Origin of the sequence: Nonomuraea fuscirosea, assembly GCF_035917475.1 — a bacterium.
In the GTDB taxonomy this organism is placed as follows: domain Bacteria; phylum Actinomycetota; class Actinomycetes; order Streptosporangiales; family Streptosporangiaceae; genus Nonomuraea; species Nonomuraea fuscirosea.
The window spans coordinates 9,105,751-9,121,566 of record NZ_CP109074.1 but is presented as its reverse complement, the minus strand read 5'-3'; the positions used below and the strand labels follow the sequence as shown (position 1 = coordinate 9,121,566).

The window sequence follows — 15,816 nt, the reverse complement described above, 5'->3', positions numbered from 1 at the left end:
CCGGTTGCGCGAGTATGACGCTCGCCACCGCGACAGCGACGCCGACGGTGACCGTTTTGAGCGGGTTCATCGTTCTTCCTTCTTTCGGACGAAGATCAGCCCGCCGGAGCGCCTGGTGTCAGGGGTGGAATACGGCTTCCACAAGGCTTCTGACATGAGCAATCCCGGCGGCCCGAGGTTCACCGGAGTGATCGTTGCACGCATCGGCAGCATCGTGGAATATGACGGGAATACGTCGGGAATACGCCTGGTCACCCGGCATCGAGAGATGACTTCGGGCGGAACCCCTGTGCCGGGGGCGCCTGTCTTTGCAGTGATGCTGAAGGAGTTCAGGGGGTGACGACGATCAGCGGCCAGATGCGCCGGCTTCGTCGCCGGTAGTCCCGCAGCGGGCCTCGCGGTCGCTGTAGCGCTCCACCTGATGATGAATCGGGGCCGTTTCGCATGCGCGGCCCCGTGACCCCTCGCCGGTCGGCCGGCCCTTTCCCATGTCTTGACGGAACGGCAGGCGTGCCGTAGTTGATCAGCTGGGTATGAGCCACCTCACAACAGTCGTGCGCGTCTCGGGGGGTTCGGATGCGACTGCGTATTTTGAGTGGGCTAGGGGTGCTCGCGGCCGCCGCAATCCTGACGGGGTGCGACTCGGAGCCGGAGACCGCCAAGCTGCCCGACACCAAGGCACAGGCCGCGGCCAAGCTCAAGGCCGGTAAGGCCGCCAAGGTGAAGGCCGCCGCGGCGGTCAGGGCGAACGAGCTGGGGCAGATCCCGGTGCTGATGTGGCACCGCATCGTGCCGAAGCCGCAGACGACGGACGATCGGTCGCCGGCGCAGTTCAGGGCGGATCTGGAGCGGCTGGTCAGAGAGGACTACGTGCCGATCACCGCCGCCGAGCTGGTGGCCGGGAAGATCGACATTCCGGCGGGCAAGCACCCCGTGGTGCTGACGTTCGACGACTCCTCTCCCTCTCAGCTCACCCTGAACGAGATGGGCGAGGTGCAGAAGGACACCGCGGTCGCGATCCTGCGGGAGGTGGCCGCCAAGCATCCGGGCTGGAAGCCGAAGGCGACGTTCTACGTGACGCGCGACATGTTCGGCAAGACCGTGCGCGAGGAGCAGGCCCAGGCGCTGCTCTGGCTCAAGGACAACGGCTTCGAGATCGGCAACCACACGCGCGACCACCTCAACCTGCGCGGACGCTCGAAGCAGGAGGTCGAGGAGCAGATCGGCACGATCGGCAAGACGATCAGCTCGCTGGCCTACCTGAACCCGACGACGATCGCGCTGCCGTACGGGAACCAGCCGACCAAGAAGGAATGGGCGCTGAAGGGCAAGCAGTACCACCACCAGGGCGCGTTCCTGGCCGGGTACACGCCGGCGCCGGCGCCGTTCAGCAAGTCGTACGACGCGGCGGGCATCCCGCGGATCAAGGCCATGGAGAAGAAGGGCGACTGCGCCCAGTTCTGTTCGGAGGCCTGGCTCGACTGGCTGAAGAAGAACCCGGACATGCGCTACACCTCCGACGGTGACGTGAGCACGGTGGCCTATCCGAAGTACAAGGCGCCGTATCTGCGCAAGTCGTTCACCACCTGGAGCCTGCCCTACTGACCGTGATCAGGTTCTGCCGGTGAACGTGACGCCCGCGCGGTGCAGGCGCTCGATGAGGGGCCGGCCCATGGCGGCGGCCGTCGTGAGCTGGCCCGCCCGCTCGGGCACGTCGTCGAAGGCCAGGCACAGGGCGGACTCGGCGAACATCTTGGCCGTCTCGTCGTAGCCGGGGTCGCCGCCGGCCACCTCCGTGATCACGCGCTCGCCGCCGCCCTCGCCCAGGAACGTGACCTTGAACCAGCTCCTGGCCCGCCGCTCGGCCGACGGGCCCTCGCCCGGCTTCAGCCGGGCCTGGACGCGGTCGCGTACCGGCGGGACCTGGGCGAGCGCGGCGAACGCGCCCGCGCCCGCCACGGTGGCCACGGCGGCGGGCAGGGTTCTGACCGCGTAGTGCTGCCGGTAGGTGAAGTCGGGGCCGTAGCGGTCCAGCAGCCGGGCGGAGTAGCCGACGATGAGCGGATCGAGGGTCGGCATCGGCAGTGCCCAGCCGCCGACGTAGCGCAGCCCGCCCGGCAGGGAGCTCACCCTGCGGCCCGGCGGCCGCGGCTCGGCGGCGCGGCGCAGGGCGCCCGCCCGCGCGGCCTGCCCGGCGCGGCCGAGCACGGACAGGGCGCTGGCCAGCGTGCCGCCCGACGGCCGCCCGTTCCCGCGCAGGAAGCCGCTGACCTTGAGCGGGACGCCCTCGGGGAGCAGGCCCACGGTGTACAGGACGCCGAGGTCGTACGGGATCGAGTCGAAGCCGCAGGCGTGCACGAGCTTCGCGCCGCTCATGACCGCCCGCTCGTGGTGGCGCAGGTACATCCGGTCCACGAACTCCGACTCGCCGGTGAGGTCGAGGTAGTGGGTGCCGGCCTCGGCGCAGGCGGCGACGAGCGGCTCGCCGTGCACGACGTACGGGCCGACCGTGCTCGCGACGACGCGCGTCCGCCGGGCGAGCTTCGCCAGCGATGCCGGGTCCGTGGCGTCGGCCCGCAGGATGGGCGCGTCGATCCCGAGCCGCTCCAGCTTGGCCGGATTCCGCCCGGCCAGCGCCCACCGGGCGCCGGGCGCGGCGGCGCGCGCGAGGTAGCGGGCCGTCAGCTCGCCGGTGAATCCGCTCGCGCCGAAGAGCACGATGTCGTAGGGGCGCTCGTCCATGATCCTGAGGCTGGCCGAGAGGAGGGCCCGGCGCAAGGGCTCGCTTACGGACGTTTGGCGAATCGCCGGGAAAGACCGCTTCGCTCCTGCGAAAATGACGAAGCCGTGCGCGAAAGAGTCGAAGCCGTGACGTCACGAAGCATTAACGGATCCCTGTGAAGTTGCTGAGCGTCGTAAAGTTTGCGTCGATGGGGTTCAGTACACGTGGGGATGACGAATGCCGCAGATCTCGCCGCTGGTCGCCGGCGATCCCACCGAGCTGGGGTCCTTCCGGCTGTCCGGGCGGGTCGGGGAGGGCGGCCAGGGCATCGTCTACCTGGGCGTCGACGACAAGGGCGAGCGGGCCGCGATCAAGCTGCTGCACGTCAAGTTCAGCGGTGACACCATCGCCAGGTCGAGGTTCGCCAGGGAGCTGAAGGCGGCGCAGCGGGTGGCGTCGTTCTGCACGGCCCGGGTGATGGAGGCCGATCTCGACGGCGACACGCCGTACATCGCCAGCGAGTACATCGACGGCCGGCCCCTGCGCGAGATCATCGAGGAGGACGGCCCGCTCACCGGCACCGTGCTCGACCGGCTGGCCATCGGCACCGCCACCGCGCTCACGGCGATCCACCACGCCTCGATCGTGCACCGCGACTTCAAGCCCGACAACGTGCTGATCGCCGCCGACGGGCCGCGCGTGGTCGACTTCGGCATCGCCCGGATCATCGACTCCACCGGCACGATCACCAGCCGCGCGATCGGCACCCCCGCCTACATGGCGCCCGAGCAGATCGCCGGCGACGACATCGGGCCCTATACCGACGTGTTCTCCTGGGGCGCCACCATCGCCTTCGCGGCGAGCGGGGAGGTGGCCTTCGAGGGCAAGTCCATCGCGATGGTGCTCAACCGGATCCTCAACCACGAGGTCGACGTCGGCATGATGCACGAGCCGCTGCAGAGCGTGGTGCGTTCGGCGCTGTCGAAGTCGCCCGCCGAGCGGCCCTCGGCCGACCAGATCCTGCTGCGGCTGCTCGGCCAGGCGTCCACCGTCGGGGCCTCCACGGCGGTGCTGACCCGGGGCGTGCAGGTGGCCAGTGACGACACCACGCCGTTCACCAGGGTGTCGGCCGGCTCGATCACGGAGCAGCCGGGCCGCACGGGCGCCGCGCCGTCCCAGACGGGTGGCACGGGGCAGCCGTCCCAGACCGGTGGCGGTGCGGCGCCGTCCGCCCAGACCGGTGGCGGTGCGGCGCCGTCCGCCCAGACCGGTGGCGGTGCGGCGCCGTCGTCCATGAGCGGCGGGCCCGTGCCGCACGCCCAGGCCCGTGGCGGGCTGTCCCAGCTGACGACGCACGGCTCGATGGCACAGCAGGAGCACCACACGACCGGGCAGCAGACGGGGTCGTCGATACCGCACACAGGCCCCTCAGCGCAGGCCGGGCCACAGGCGGGGGCGGGCGCGCCGTACGCCGGGCCCGCGCCGCAGGAGGGAGGCGGGCCGCCGTACCCGATGGGCGAGCCCGCCGGGCCCGAGCGCAGCCGGCGGGCGCGGGTGTGGCTGGCGGTGCTCACCGCAGTCGCGCTGCTGGCCGCCGCCGCGATCGCGCTGTTCGTGAACGGCTGGAGCCCGCTGGCGTTCACCGGGGACACGACCCCGGACCGGACGTCCGGCAGGGGTCCAGGCACCGGCCTGTCCTCGGTCGTGGACAAGGTGGCCGAGACCGGGAAGATCGTCATCGGCGTCAAGGGCGACCTGCCCGGCGTGGGGCTGCAGAACGGCGACGCCTTCCAGGGCTTCGACGTCGAGATCGCCAAACGCCTGGCGACGGGGCTGGGGGCCAAGGAGACGACGTTCGTCAGGGTCGGGCGCGACGACCGCGCGTCGTCGCTGGCCGAGGGCGAGACCGACCTCATCGTCGCCACCTACTCGATCGACAAGAGCCAGACCCAGTTCGCCGGCCCCTACTACCTCGCCCACCAGGACCTCCTCGTCCGCGCGGGCGCCGGCATCGACGAGATCGGCGACCTGAAGGGCAAGCGGATCTGCGCGCCCAACAGCCCGTCGGTCGGCGCCGTCCAGGACCGGGTGAAGGTCCAGCCGGTGGTGACCAGCGACTACGCCGCCTGCATGGACCTGCTCAGGAGCGGCAAGGTCGACGCGGTGCCCGGTGACGACCTGATCCTGGCCGGCTTCGCGGCCAGGGAGAACATGCGGTACAAGATCCTCGGCGCGAAGCTCACCAACGAGCGCTACGCCGTCGGGATCAGGGACGGCGACGTGAAGACCTGCAAGGCGGTGAAGGCGGTGATCGCCGACCTCTACGCCAAGGGTGTCGTCGAGCAGCTCCTGACCAGCCATTTCGGCAAGGTCGACTTCAAGGCGGAGCTGAAAGTGCCCGCGATGGAAACCTGCTGATGACGAGCGGGTAACATCCCCAACGTCAACGAATCACGCTGCGAGTTAGGGGAAGGCCATGGCGTCGTCAGCCACTGTGCCCGTCAAGGTGACCGTCACCGGAGCCGCCGGCCAGATCGGCTACGCACTGCTGTTCCGCATCGCGTCGGGGCAGCTGCTCGGCGCCGACGTGCCGGTCAAGCTCAGCCTGCTGGAGATCCCCGCGGCGGTGAAGGCGGCCGAGGGCACCGCGATGGAGCTGGACGACTGCGCGTTCCCGCTGCTGTCCGGGATCGAGATCACCGACGACCCGAACGTCGCCTTCACCGGCGCAAACGTCGCGCTGCTGGTCGGCGCCATGCCCAGGAAGGCCGGCATGGAGCGCGGCGACCTGCTCGGCGCCAACGGCGGCATCTTCGGCCCGCAGGGCAAGGCGATCAACGATCACGCCGCCGACGACATCAGGGTCCTGGTCGTGGGCAACCCGGCCAACACCAACGCGCTCATCGCCCAGCAGAACGCGCCCGACGTGCCGGCCGACCGCTTCACCGCGATGACCAGGCTCGACCACAACCGCGCGCTGTCGCAGCTGGCGGCCAAGCTCCAGGTGCCGGTCACCGAGATCAAGAAGATGACGATCTGGGGCAACCACTCCGCCACCCAGTACCCCGACCTGTTCCACGCCGAGGTGGGCGGCAAGGTCGCGGCCGAGCAGGTCGACTCCGAGTGGCTGAGCGGCACGTTCATCCCGACGGTGGCCAAGCGCGGCGCCGCCATCATCGAGGCCCGCGGCGCCTCGTCGGCCGCCTCGGCCGCCAACGCCGCGATCGACCACGTCTACGACTGGGTCAACGGCACCGAGTGGACCTCGGCCGCCGTGGTCTCCGACGGCTCCTACGGCGTGCCCGAGGGGCTCATCTCGTCCTTCCCCGTCAGGGCGGCGGACGGCAGGTTCGAGATCATCCAGGGCCTCGAGATCGACGCCTTCTCCCGCGAGCGCATCGACGCCAGCGTCCGCGAGCTGGCCGAGGAGCGTCAGGCGGTCAAGGAGCTGGGCCTCATCTGAGCGTCAGGCGGCACGAGGAGCCGGGCCTCGGCTGAGCGTCCCGTCGTCGCATCGAGCGCGCGCGTCCCGTCGGCGGGGACGCGCGCGTTCCGCTGTGCGGGAGACCGCTCTTGCCGCGCGGAGGCCGGTCATCCTGGGCTCGCCTCGTCGCAGGGCCACGGGAGGATCGCCGCGGCGGACTGGGGAGTGGCGAAGATGACGCCGGCCGCGGCCAGGAGGCTGCCGGCCACGATGAGGGCGCCGAAGATCAGCTTCGTGACTCTAGGTGAAAAGGTCCTCACATTTCGGTATCACAGCACACATTGCCCTGCCGTATGACTCATTTCCCGGAAAGCGCTCCCCAGGCGTCCGAGACGATGTCGCGCAGCGACGCCCGTTCCGGCTTCCAGCCCAGCTCGCGCTGGATCCGCGCGGACGAGGCGACCAGGACGGCCGGGTCGCCGGGACGCCGCTCGCCCACGACGGCCGGGATCTCGTGCCCGGTGACCTCGCGGCAGACCGAGATCACCTCCTGCACGGAGAAGCCGGTGCCGTTGCCCAGGTTGTAGATCCGGTGCTCGCCGGGAGTGATCGCGCCGAGCGCCAGCAGGTGGGCCCTGGCCAGGTCGGACACGTGGACGTAGTCGCGCACGCAGGTGCCGTCGGGGGTGGGGTAGTCGGTGCCGAACACGCTCACCGACTCGCGCTCGCCGGTCGCGACCTTGAGCACGTTCGGGATGAGGTGGGTCTCGACGGCGTGCCGCTCGCGGAAGCGGCCCTGGGCGCCCGCCACGTTGAAGTAACGCAGGCTCACCGCGCCCAGCCCGCGCAGCCCCGCGTAGGCGCTCAGGGTCGTGTCCACGGCCAGTTTCGAGGCGCCGTAGGGGTTGGTCGGGTGCGTCGGGTCGTCCTCCTCGATCGGGGAGCGCTCGGGCTCGCCGTACGTGGCCGCCGTCGAGGAGAACACGATCGAGCCCACGCCCGCGTCGCGCATGGCGTCCAGCAGGGCCAGCGTGCCGCCCAGGTTGTTGGCCCAGTAGAGCCCCGGCTGCCGCACCGACTCGCCCACGAGCGACTTGGCAGCGAAGTGCAGCACCGCGTCCACACCGGCGAGCGCCGGCCCGGCCTCGTGGATGCCGGCCCGGACGAACCTGGCGCCCTCCGGCACCGCGTCCTCGTGCCCGGTCGACAGGTCGTCGAGCACGGTCACCTCGTGTCCCGCCTCGACGAGCTGCGCGGCGACGACACTGCCGACGTATCCGGCACCACCGGTGACCAGCAGCCTCATGTGTACTCCTGTTCAAATATGTTTGATTTTGTACGGCTTGCCGTTCAGCATACGCGGGAAATCCGGCGAGTACGCTGCCAACCACCATGTTTGACACCGTCGCGGCCAACATCGCCCTGGTCCTGCTCTTCATCCTGATCGGGGGCTTCTTCGCCGCCGCAGAAATCGCCATGGTCTCCCTGCGTGACAGCCAGGTCCGCAAGCTCTCGCAGCGCGGGCGCCGGGGCGAGCGCGTGGCCAAGCTCGCCCGTGACCCCAACCGGTTCCTGTCGGCCGTGCAGATCGGCGTGACCGTGGCGACCATGCTGTCGGCCGCGTTCGGCGCCGACCGGCTGGCCGCGCAGCTCGTCCCCGTGCTCACGGGCTGGCGGGTGCCCGAGGCCGTGGCGCCCGTCCTCGCGCTGGTGCTGGTGACGCTGGCCATCTCGTACGTGTCGCTGGTGCTCGGCGAGCTGGCGCCCAAGCGGCTGGCCCTGCAACGGGCGGAGGGCCTGTCCCTGTACGTGGCGCCCTTCCTCGACCGCATCGCCTCCCTGTCACGCCCGATCATCTGGATGTTGTCGAAGTCCACCGACGGCGTGGTCAGACTGCTCGGCGGCAACCCGAACGCCGACCGCGAGGAGGTCACCACCGAGGAACTGCGTGACATGGTGGTCGGGCACACCGACCTGACCGCCGACGAGCGCAAGCTCATCGGCGAGGTGTTCGCCGCGGGCAAGCGGCAACTGCGCGAGGTGATGCTGCCGCGCACGGAGGTGGAGTTCATGGAGGCCGACACGCCGCTGAACGACGCCGCCAGGCTGGCCGCCACGCTCCCGCACTCGCGCTTCCCCGTCTACCGCGGCTCCTACGACGAGGTGGTCGGCTTCGTGCACGTACGCGACCTGCTCGACCCGGAGCTGATCGGGCGGGTCGAGCCGATCAGCGCGGTCGTGCCGATCAGGGCGGCCAAGTTCGTGCCCGCCTCCAAACGCCTGCTCACCACGCTCAACGAGATGCGCGACGAGGGCCAGCACCTGGCCATCGTGGTGGACGAGTACGGCGGCACGGCCGGCATCGTCACCATGGAGGACCTGGTCGAGGAGCTGATCGGCGACATCAGGGACGAGTACGACGTCGAGGAGGACGTCGTCATCCTGCCCGCCGGTGAGATCGAGATCGACGGCCTGACCAACCTCAACGACTTCGCCACCGAGACCGGCATCCGGCTGCCCGACGGCCCCTACGAAACCCTGGCCGGCTTCGTGATGGCCATGCTGGGCCATCTGCCCGAGGAAGGCGAGCGGGTGGAGCTGGCCGGGCTCGAACTGACCGTCACCGAGCTGGACGGCCGCCGGATCGCCCGGGTACGGGTGAAACGCCGACCGGTGACCGAGTCGCCGCCCGACCAGGATTCCTGACACAATTGCCTGCTATGGCCAGACCTCGTGTACTCTCCGGCATCCAGCCCACGGCGGACTCCTTCCATCTGGGCAACTACCTGGGTGCCGTCCGCCAGTGGGTCACCCTGCAGGAGACCCACGACGCGTTCTACTGCGTGGTCGATCTCCACGCGATCACCGTGCCGACCGAGCCCGCCGCGCTGCGCCGCCGCAGCCGCGTGGCCGCGGCCCAGCTCTTCGCCGCGGGGCTCGACCCCGAGCGCTCCACCGTCTTCGTGCAGTCGCACGTGCGCGAGCACACCGAGCTGGCGTGGGTGCTGATCTGCCTCACCGGCATGGGTGAGGCCGCCAGGATGACGCAGTTCAAGGACAAGTCGGCCAAGTTCGGCGAGAGCGCGGCCAGCGTCGGGCTGTTCACCTACCCGATCCTCCAGGCCGCCGACATCCTGCTCTACCAGGCGAACCGGGTCCCGGTCGGCGCCGACCAGAAGCAGCACCTCGAACTCACCCGCGACCTGGGGCAGCGCTTCAACCACCGGTTCGGCGACACGTTCACGCTGCCGGAGCCGCACATCCTCAAGGAGGTCGAGAAGATCACCGACCTCCAGGACCCGACGGCGAAGATGTCGAAGTCGTCCTCCAGCCCGGCGGGCATCCTCGACGTCCTGGAGCAGCCGGGGCCGCTGCGCAAGAAGGTCATGCGCGCGGTGACGGACACGGGCTCCGAGGTCCTCTTCGACGAGGAGAACAAGCCCGGCATCTCCAACCTGCTGCGCATCCTGTCCGCGCTGACCGCCACGCCCATCCCCGAGCTGGTCGCCCGCTACGAGGGCCAGGGCTACGGCACGTTCAAGAAGGACGTCGCCGAGGCCGTCGAGGCGACGTTCTCGCCGATCAGGGAGCGCACCGAGAAGCTGCTGTCCGACGAGGCCGAGCTCGACCGGATGCTGGCGATCGGCGCCGAGCGCGCCGCCGCGGTGGCCAAGGAGACCATGGCCCTGGTGCGCGAGCGGGTGGGCTTCCTGCCCACGCTCTGACCCCTGCGGCCGTCGAGGGCCGGGCGCGCCGATCGACCGGCGCGCCCGGCCTTCTTCACGCCCCGCTCCCCGGGCCCGCGCCGGTCCGGGGGACGGGCCGGTCATCTCCTCCGCGTCGCCCGGTGCACGCGCAGCAGGGCCCGCAGGGCCGCCAGGCTGGGCCTGGTGAGACGTACGTCGCCACGGACGGCGGTCCAGCCGGACGGATCCCGTTCGAAGGTCCATCCGGAGAACTCGCGGTTCGCCTCCTGCAGCAGGTGTTCCATGACGAAGTCGGCACTCGGCGCTCTAGACATGAACGCACAGTCGCATCGAAACGCCGGTGCGTGACGAACTCGGGCGAAGGATCTCCCCGTTCGCGCCGACCGAACTCAGAGTTCGGAGCGCCTCCGACGGAGCACCCTCAGATGGGATGCCTCAGACGGGGGATGCCTCAGATGGGGATGTCGTGCCGTTCGGCCAGATAGCGGACCTCGGGCGCCCACGACGGCCGCGCCCGGCGCGCCAGCGACCGGACCATCTCCCGCAGCAGCAGCTTGTGCTCCAGTTCCTCCGGGCACTCCCGCTCGATCCGCAGCAGGTGGAGCAGGCTGGCGGCGTCGTCGCCCAGGTCCTCGCAGGCGCGGGCGACGTGGCCGAGGTGGGTGGTGCGCCGCTCGATGGACGGCGTACGCCGCAGGTCGATGTCGTCGGCCAGGCGCAGCACCGCCTCGGGGCGGCCGGTGTCGTGCTCGATGCTGGCCAGGTGGATGGCGACGTTGGTGGGCCCGAAGAAGGCCAGGTCGTAGGTTCCGGAGAAGTCGTCCACCCGTTCGGCCAGGCGTGCGGCCGGCCCGCGGACGCGCTCCTTGGCGCCGTCGTCGTCGCCCATCCTGGCCTCGCCGATCGCGGCGAGCAGGTGCAGCGCGCCGAGCGCCTTGAGATGGCGCTCGTCGCCCTCGCCGACGTGCGGTTCGAGCAGTTCGATGCCGCGCCGGCCGACGTCGTACGCGATCTCGTGCATGTCGTCGGAGAGCATCGACTGCCCGAGGTTCCAGTACGCCCACGCGATCATCAGCGGGTCCTCGGACTCCTCGGCGAAGCGCATGGCCCGGTCGGCCGCGAGATGCGCGAGGTCCACCCGCCGCAGATGCTTCAGCACCCCCCTGGCCAGCAGGTACGCGTCCGTCGCCACGCTGTAGGAGCCCGGGGTGCGGTCGAGCACCAGGTTCTCGGCGTCGGAGACGATGGAGGGCAGCGCGGCCATCAGGATCGAGTAGCGGCGGGTCGAGGTGAACCAGGCGTTGCGCGCCGCGGCCACCCGTTCGGAGAGCTGCTCGGCGTCGGGCGGCTCGATGTCGGGCGCCAGCGACCGGCAGGTGAACAGGGCCCGTTCGATGTCGCCGATCTGCGGCCTGCTGGGCTCGTGGGAGTCGCGCGGGGTTTCGCCTAAGAGCACCGCGGTGCGGACGCCGAGCACCTTGGCGATCTCCCGAAGGAGAGGCAGCGACGGTGTTCGCTTGCCGTGCTCGATCAGTTCGATGTGCCTCGGGGTGCACCCGGACTGGGTGGCCAGCGCGGTGGTGCTCATGCCCCGCCGTTCGCGCTGAAGCCTGACCATTTGCCCGGTGGCTATTTCGGACATTGGCGTGACGCCTCCTGGATCGGTCCCAACACCCCACAGGTTAGGGCTCCCGATGTCCGCCCGTACGGGTTTCCGCCCTGCTCAGGCCGTACCGGATGGAGAACGGCGGACCGGCGGACGCGCCAGGAGAACGCGTAGAAGATTCATGTTTTCGGTCGCGGTCAGGAGCGCGAAGAGGCCGTCCTCATCGGCGCGTTCAGCGGTAGCGGCGCCGGCCCACGTGGGTCAGCAGCTCGCGGAGCACGTCCGCGGCCTGGCGCACCGTCTCCTCCGGCAGGGTCGCGGTGATCTCGGTGTGGGCCCTGGTCGAGGCTTCGAGGGCCGCCCTGGCCTGGCGCCGTCCCTCGTCCGTCAGCCGGACCCAGCGGCTGCGCGCGTCGCCCGGGTCGGCCTCGCGCTCGACGTATCCGGCCGCCGCCAGCCGCTGCAGCACGTTGCTGATGCCGCCCGAGGTGAGCATCAGCGACTTCGACAGCTCGCTCGGCTTCATCCCGTGCCGGGGATCGTCGGCCCGGCTGAGCGTCGTCAGCACGTCGAACTCGGCGTAGGTCAGCCCCAGCTCCGACAGCTCCGCCTTGATCGCCTGCTCGAACAGCAGATGGAGGCGGGTGACCCGCTTGCCCAGCTCCAGCGTGGCGATGAGCGACGGCGACAGCCCCGCCTCTTTCCAGCGGGGCACGAGCGCGTCGATCTCATCCGGTTTCACGTCATCGAGGATACTCAGCAGCAGATTGCTTTCTGAAAAGCTTCTTAATAAGCTTTTCAGTATGCATAGTCTGATCAAGAACGGCCTCGTCATCGACACCGAGCCGGAGCCCGTCGTCCTCGGCCACATCGACGTGCTCGTCGAGAACGGCGTGATCGCCGAGGTGGGCCGGGACCTGCCCGCGCCTCCGGGTGCGGAGGTGATCGACGCGACCGGGCGGATCGTGCTGCCCGGCTTCGTCGACACCCACCGTCACACCTGGCAGGCGGGCATCAGGGCGGTCGCACCCGACATCGACTTCCCGCAGTACATGGATCGCGTCTTCGCCGAGCTGGCTCCCCGCCACCGCCCCCAGGACGTCTACGCGGGCACCCTGGCCGGGGCGCTGGAGTGTCTGGACGCCGGCATCACGACGCTCCTCGACTGGTCGCACGTCCAGTTCACCCCCGAGCACACCGGGGCCTCCGTCCGGGCGCTGCGCGACTCCGGCATCAGGGCCGTCTTCGGCTACTGCTACGGCGGCCCGCCCGGCGGGCTCGTGGCCGAGACCCGCCGGGTGCGCGAGACGCTCTTCGACACGCCCGGCCTGGTCAGCATGGTGATCGCGGCACTCGGCTCCGAGATCGCCGGTGAGGGGCGCGCCCTTGAGGAGTGGCGGCTGGCGGAGGAGCTGGGCCTGCCGGTCACCGCGCACCTCGGCGGGCACGGCAGGGAGAGCGCGGCCAAGGGGCTCGCCTTCCTGGAGGAGCACGGGCTGCTGGCCGTCCCCACCACGTTCGTGCACGCCCTGCACTACACCGACGAGGAGTTCCGGCGCATCGCCGCCGCGGGCGGCACCGCCTCGGTCTCGCCGGTCGACGAGATGAACCTCGGCCTCGGCTACCCCACCACCGGCCGGGCCAGGGCGGCGGGCATCCCGACCAGCCTGAGCGCCGACACCGTGGTGTGCGCCCCCGGCGACATGTTCAGCCAGATGCGCACCGCCCACCTGCTCGAACGCGGCCGCCCCGGCGGCGCGGGGCTCGGCTTCACCACCCGCGACGCGCTGCGCCTGGCCACCATCGAGGGCGCCGAGGTGCTCGGCCTGGCCGAGGTCGTCGGCTCGCTGCGGCCGGGCAAGCAGGCCGACCTCGTCCTCCTGCGTACGGACACGTTCGGCATGGCCGCCGCCCACGACCCGATCGGCGCGGTCGTGCTGAACGCCGACACCGGCGTGGTCGAGACGGTCATGGTGGCCGGGCGTGTGGTCAAGCGCGGTGGGCAGTTGCTGCACCACGACGCCGCCGCCGTGCTCGCGGCCCTGGCGGAGACGGCGTCCGCCGTGGCAGGGGCGTGATCACGGGGTAGGAGCATCCCCGGGAAGAGGGGCGGGCGATGGCGAGTCTGACGGAACGCGTCCGGTCGGTGAAGGCGTGGCGCCGGGCCAAGGTCGACCAGTGGCGGGTACGCAGGCTCTGGCTCGACCACCTCATCAGGGCGCTGCGGCGCTACCAGGCGCAGTCCGGCGACCTGCTGGCGGGCGCGGTCACCTACTTCGCGTTCCTGTCCTTCTTCCCGCTGGTGGCGCTGTCGTACGCGGTGCTCGGATTCGTGGTGGCGACCAGCGAGACCACCAGGGACGCCCTGCAGCAGGCGATCGAGGAGCGGCTGCCCGGCATCGCCGAGAACCTCGACCTGGCCGGCATCGCCACCGCCAGGGAGGCGGCCGGCATCATCGGCCTGCTCGGCCTGCTCTACGCCGGGCTCGGCGCGCTCGACGCGCTGCGCACGGCGCTGCGGGAGATGTCGATGACGACCACGCCGCCGCTCGGCTTCCTGGCCGGCAAGCTGCGCGACCTGGCCGCGCTGATCATGATCGGCGTCACGGCCATCGCGTCGGTGCTGGTCGCCGGGTTCGCCACGACGGCCACCGACAAGGTCCTGCACTATCTGTTCGGCACGTCACCGCTGGCCGGGCTCGGGCTCAGGGCGGCCGGGGTGGTGGCGAGCGTGGGGGCCGACTGGCTGCTGTTCGTGATCCTGCTCGGCTGGGTGGCGCGCTCGGCCCAGCCGTTCCGGGAGATCGCCAAGGGGGCGCTGCTCGGGGCGATCGGCTTCGGCGTGCTCAAGCAGGTAGCGACGCTGCTGCTGGCGAGCACGCTGGGCAACTCGGCGCTGTACGGCACGTTCGCGGTCATCGTCGGCCTGCTGGTCTGGATCAACTTCTCGGCCCGGCTCGTGCTCCTCGTCGCCGCCTGGACGGCCACCGCCGGGCTCAGCCCGCCACCCTCCCCGACGCCGATCCCAGGTGCCGGCTCGGGGGAGCCGGAGGCGGCGCCGCACGAGCCGGGCGCGGAACCGGGCGAGCCGCGCACGGCCCCGCACGAGCAGGGCGCGGCCCCGCGCGAGGCGGGCCGGCCGTCGGAGGCGTGAGGGCCGTCAGAGGCGTGAGCGGGCGCGCCGGCGGTAGATGCCGTACCCGAGCCAGATCAGCCCGAACAGCAGCCCGCCGCCGATCACCAGCGAGCCGACCGTCCTGGTGGAGTCGGTCTGCCGGCCGGCCGCCGAGTCGAGCAGCGGCGGCTGCGCGGCCGGCGTGACCGAGGTGCCCGGCGAGGGCGCCGCGGAGGCGGCCGGCTGCTGCGCGGCGACCGGGAGCGGGTTGACCAGCTGCCCCACGGGCGCGGCCTTGCCCCGCACCGAGAAGCCCCAGTCGAGCAGCGAGGCGACCTCGTCCCAGAAGAAGCCCTCGTGCCGCATGATGCTGACCACGATGGTGTGGCCGCCGCGGGTGGCCGCGCCGACGAAGCTCGCGCGGGCCTTGGACGTCCAGCCGTTCTTGACGCCGACCATGCCGTTGTAGCGCCAGAGCAGCTTGTTGTGGTTGCTGATCTCGTAGTGCCCCTTGGGCGCCGGGAACTTCGTGGTCTTCGTGCTGATGTAGCGCTTGAAGTCCGGGTTGGCCAGGCCGGCGCGGGCGATCAGCGCCAGGTCGTACGCGGAGCTGCTCTGCCCCGGCTTGTCCAGGCCGCTCGGCGTCTTGGCCACGGTGTCGAACGCCTGCAGCCGCTTGGCCTCGGCGTTCATGTCGCTCATGGTCTTGTCGAGGCCGCCGTTCGTCTCGGCCAGAGCCATGGCGGCGTCGTTGCCGGACGACATCAGCAGGCCCTTGAACAGGTCGTCGACCTTGTACGTCGCCTTGACCGACAGCCCGACCGCGCTGCCCTCCTGGTTGCAGGCGTTTCTGCTGGGCCGGATCTTGCGCTCCTTGTCCAGCTTCGGGATCAGCGTGAGCGCGGTCAGCGCCTTCAGCGTGCTGGCCGGCAGATAGCGCCCGTGGGCGTCCTTCGCCGCCAGCACCTGCCCCGTCTCGGCGTCCGCGATGACGTACGAAGTAGCCTTGCTCTTGGGCGGCTTCTTGACGCCCGCGGGGGCGACCAGTCCGCGGCTGCCCAGCGCCTCGCCGCCGACCGGGGTCGTCGGCGCGGCGTACGCGGTCCCGCTGGTGAGCGAGGCCGCGGCGATGAGTGCCGTGACCGGCACGAGTTTCGTCCACATGGCGGTCTCAGCGTAGCTCCGTGTTAATGCCCATGTGGCGACACATCCCCCGAAGATCCACCTTCGATACTAGAGAGG

The 15,816-nt window shown here is 70.7% G+C and carries 15 protein-coding genes; 8 read left to right on the top strand and 7 right to left on the bottom strand.

The genetic code is table 11. The features are described 5' to 3' along the window. Positions 1–4 precede the first annotated feature (4 nt). A complete protein-coding gene (locus tag OIE67_RS41435; protein ID WP_326630798.1) occupies positions 5–340 on the top strand; it encodes a hypothetical protein in 336 nt (111 codons plus the stop codon). Between the two features lie 236 nt (positions 341–576). Then, on the top strand, positions 577–1,605 hold the full coding sequence (locus tag OIE67_RS41430; protein ID WP_326630796.1) for a polysaccharide deacetylase family protein: 1,029 nt from the start codon (positions 577–579) through the stop codon (positions 1,603–1,605). 6 nt (positions 1,606–1,611) lie between these two features. On the opposite strand, the gene OIE67_RS41425 is transcribed toward OIE67_RS41430, so the two are convergent. Then, complete coding sequence (locus OIE67_RS41425) at positions 1,612–2,742, bottom strand: saccharopine dehydrogenase family protein (RefSeq protein ID WP_326630794.1); 1,131 nt, start codon at positions 2,740–2,742, stop codon at positions 1,612–1,614. A 217-nt stretch (positions 2,743–2,959) separates the two neighbouring features. Between OIE67_RS41425 and OIE67_RS41420 the strand changes: the two genes are divergently transcribed. Both OIE67_RS41420 and OIE67_RS41415 read left to right on the top strand, forming a co-directional pair. Continuing rightward, a complete protein-coding gene (locus OIE67_RS41420) occupies positions 2,960–5,140 on the top strand; it encodes a serine/threonine-protein kinase (protein WP_326630792.1) in 2,181 nt (726 codons plus the stop codon). Positions 5,141–5,198: 58 nt separating this feature from the next. Further along, positions 5,199–6,185, top strand: a complete 987-nt coding sequence (locus OIE67_RS41415) for a malate dehydrogenase (protein WP_106236313.1) — start codon at positions 5,199–5,201, stop codon at positions 6,183–6,185. 128 nt (positions 6,186–6,313) lie between these two features. Here OIE67_RS41415 and OIE67_RS41410 read toward each other — a convergent pair whose 3' ends face one another. Together OIE67_RS41410 and galE are read right to left on the bottom strand one after the other, a co-directional pair. After that, positions 6,314–6,466, bottom strand: coding sequence for a hypothetical protein (locus tag OIE67_RS41410; RefSeq protein ID WP_181307144.1), 153 nt, complete (start codon positions 6,464–6,466; stop codon positions 6,314–6,316). Positions 6,467–6,504: 38 nt separating this feature from the next. After that, positions 6,505–7,452: a UDP-glucose 4-epimerase GalE gene (gene galE, locus OIE67_RS41405; RefSeq protein WP_326630788.1), complete on the bottom strand. Its 948-nt coding sequence runs from the start codon at positions 7,450–7,452 to the stop codon at positions 6,505–6,507. A gap of 86 nt (positions 7,453–7,538) precedes the next feature. Between galE and OIE67_RS41400 the strand changes: the two genes are divergently transcribed. Together OIE67_RS41400 and trpS are read left to right on the top strand one after the other, a co-directional pair. After that, positions 7,539–8,852, top strand: coding sequence for a hemolysin family protein (locus OIE67_RS41400; RefSeq protein ID WP_326630786.1), 1,314 nt, complete (start codon positions 7,539–7,541; stop codon positions 8,850–8,852). A gap of 14 nt (positions 8,853–8,866) precedes the next feature. Continuing rightward, the gene (trpS, locus tag OIE67_RS41395; protein ID WP_181307146.1) at positions 8,867–9,871 is read left to right on the top strand and encodes a tryptophan--tRNA ligase; all 1,005 of its coding nucleotides are present in this window, start codon (positions 8,867–8,869) and stop codon (positions 9,869–9,871) included. A 101-nt stretch (positions 9,872–9,972) separates the two neighbouring features. Here the strand turns inward: trpS and OIE67_RS41390 are convergent, their stop codons facing one another. From OIE67_RS41390 to OIE67_RS41380, 3 genes are all read right to left on the bottom strand, one after another. Next, positions 9,973–10,167 carry a hypothetical protein gene (locus OIE67_RS41390; RefSeq protein ID WP_146178077.1) on the bottom strand — a complete coding sequence of 65 codons (195 nt, stop codon included), beginning with the start codon at positions 10,165–10,167 and terminating at the stop codon, positions 9,973–9,975. A 137-nt stretch (positions 10,168–10,304) separates the two neighbouring features. After that, the gene (locus OIE67_RS41385; RefSeq protein WP_326630782.1) at positions 10,305–11,471 is read right to left on the bottom strand and encodes a helix-turn-helix domain-containing protein; all 1,167 of its coding nucleotides are present in this window, start codon (positions 11,469–11,471) and stop codon (positions 10,305–10,307) included. Positions 11,472–11,691: 220 nt separating this feature from the next. Then, a complete protein-coding gene (locus tag OIE67_RS41380) occupies positions 11,692–12,201 on the bottom strand; it encodes a MarR family winged helix-turn-helix transcriptional regulator (RefSeq protein WP_326630779.1) in 510 nt (169 codons plus the stop codon). 61 nt (positions 12,202–12,262) lie between these two features. On the opposite strand from OIE67_RS41380, the gene OIE67_RS41375 reads away from it, so the two are divergent. After that, positions 12,263–13,537: an amidohydrolase family protein gene (locus tag OIE67_RS41375; RefSeq protein ID WP_326630777.1), complete on the top strand. Its 1,275-nt coding sequence runs from the start codon at positions 12,263–12,265 to the stop codon at positions 13,535–13,537. Between the two features lie 38 nt (positions 13,538–13,575). Then, positions 13,576–14,613, top strand: a complete 1,038-nt coding sequence (locus OIE67_RS41370; RefSeq protein WP_326630775.1) for a YihY/virulence factor BrkB family protein — start codon at positions 13,576–13,578, stop codon at positions 14,611–14,613. A 6-nt stretch (positions 14,614–14,619) separates the two neighbouring features. Here the strand turns inward: OIE67_RS41370 and OIE67_RS41365 are convergent, their stop codons facing one another. Beyond that, the gene (locus OIE67_RS41365) at positions 14,620–15,738 is read right to left on the bottom strand and encodes a D-alanyl-D-alanine carboxypeptidase family protein (protein WP_326630773.1); all 1,119 of its coding nucleotides are present in this window, start codon (positions 15,736–15,738) and stop codon (positions 14,620–14,622) included. Positions 15,739–15,816: the final 78 nt, after the last annotated feature.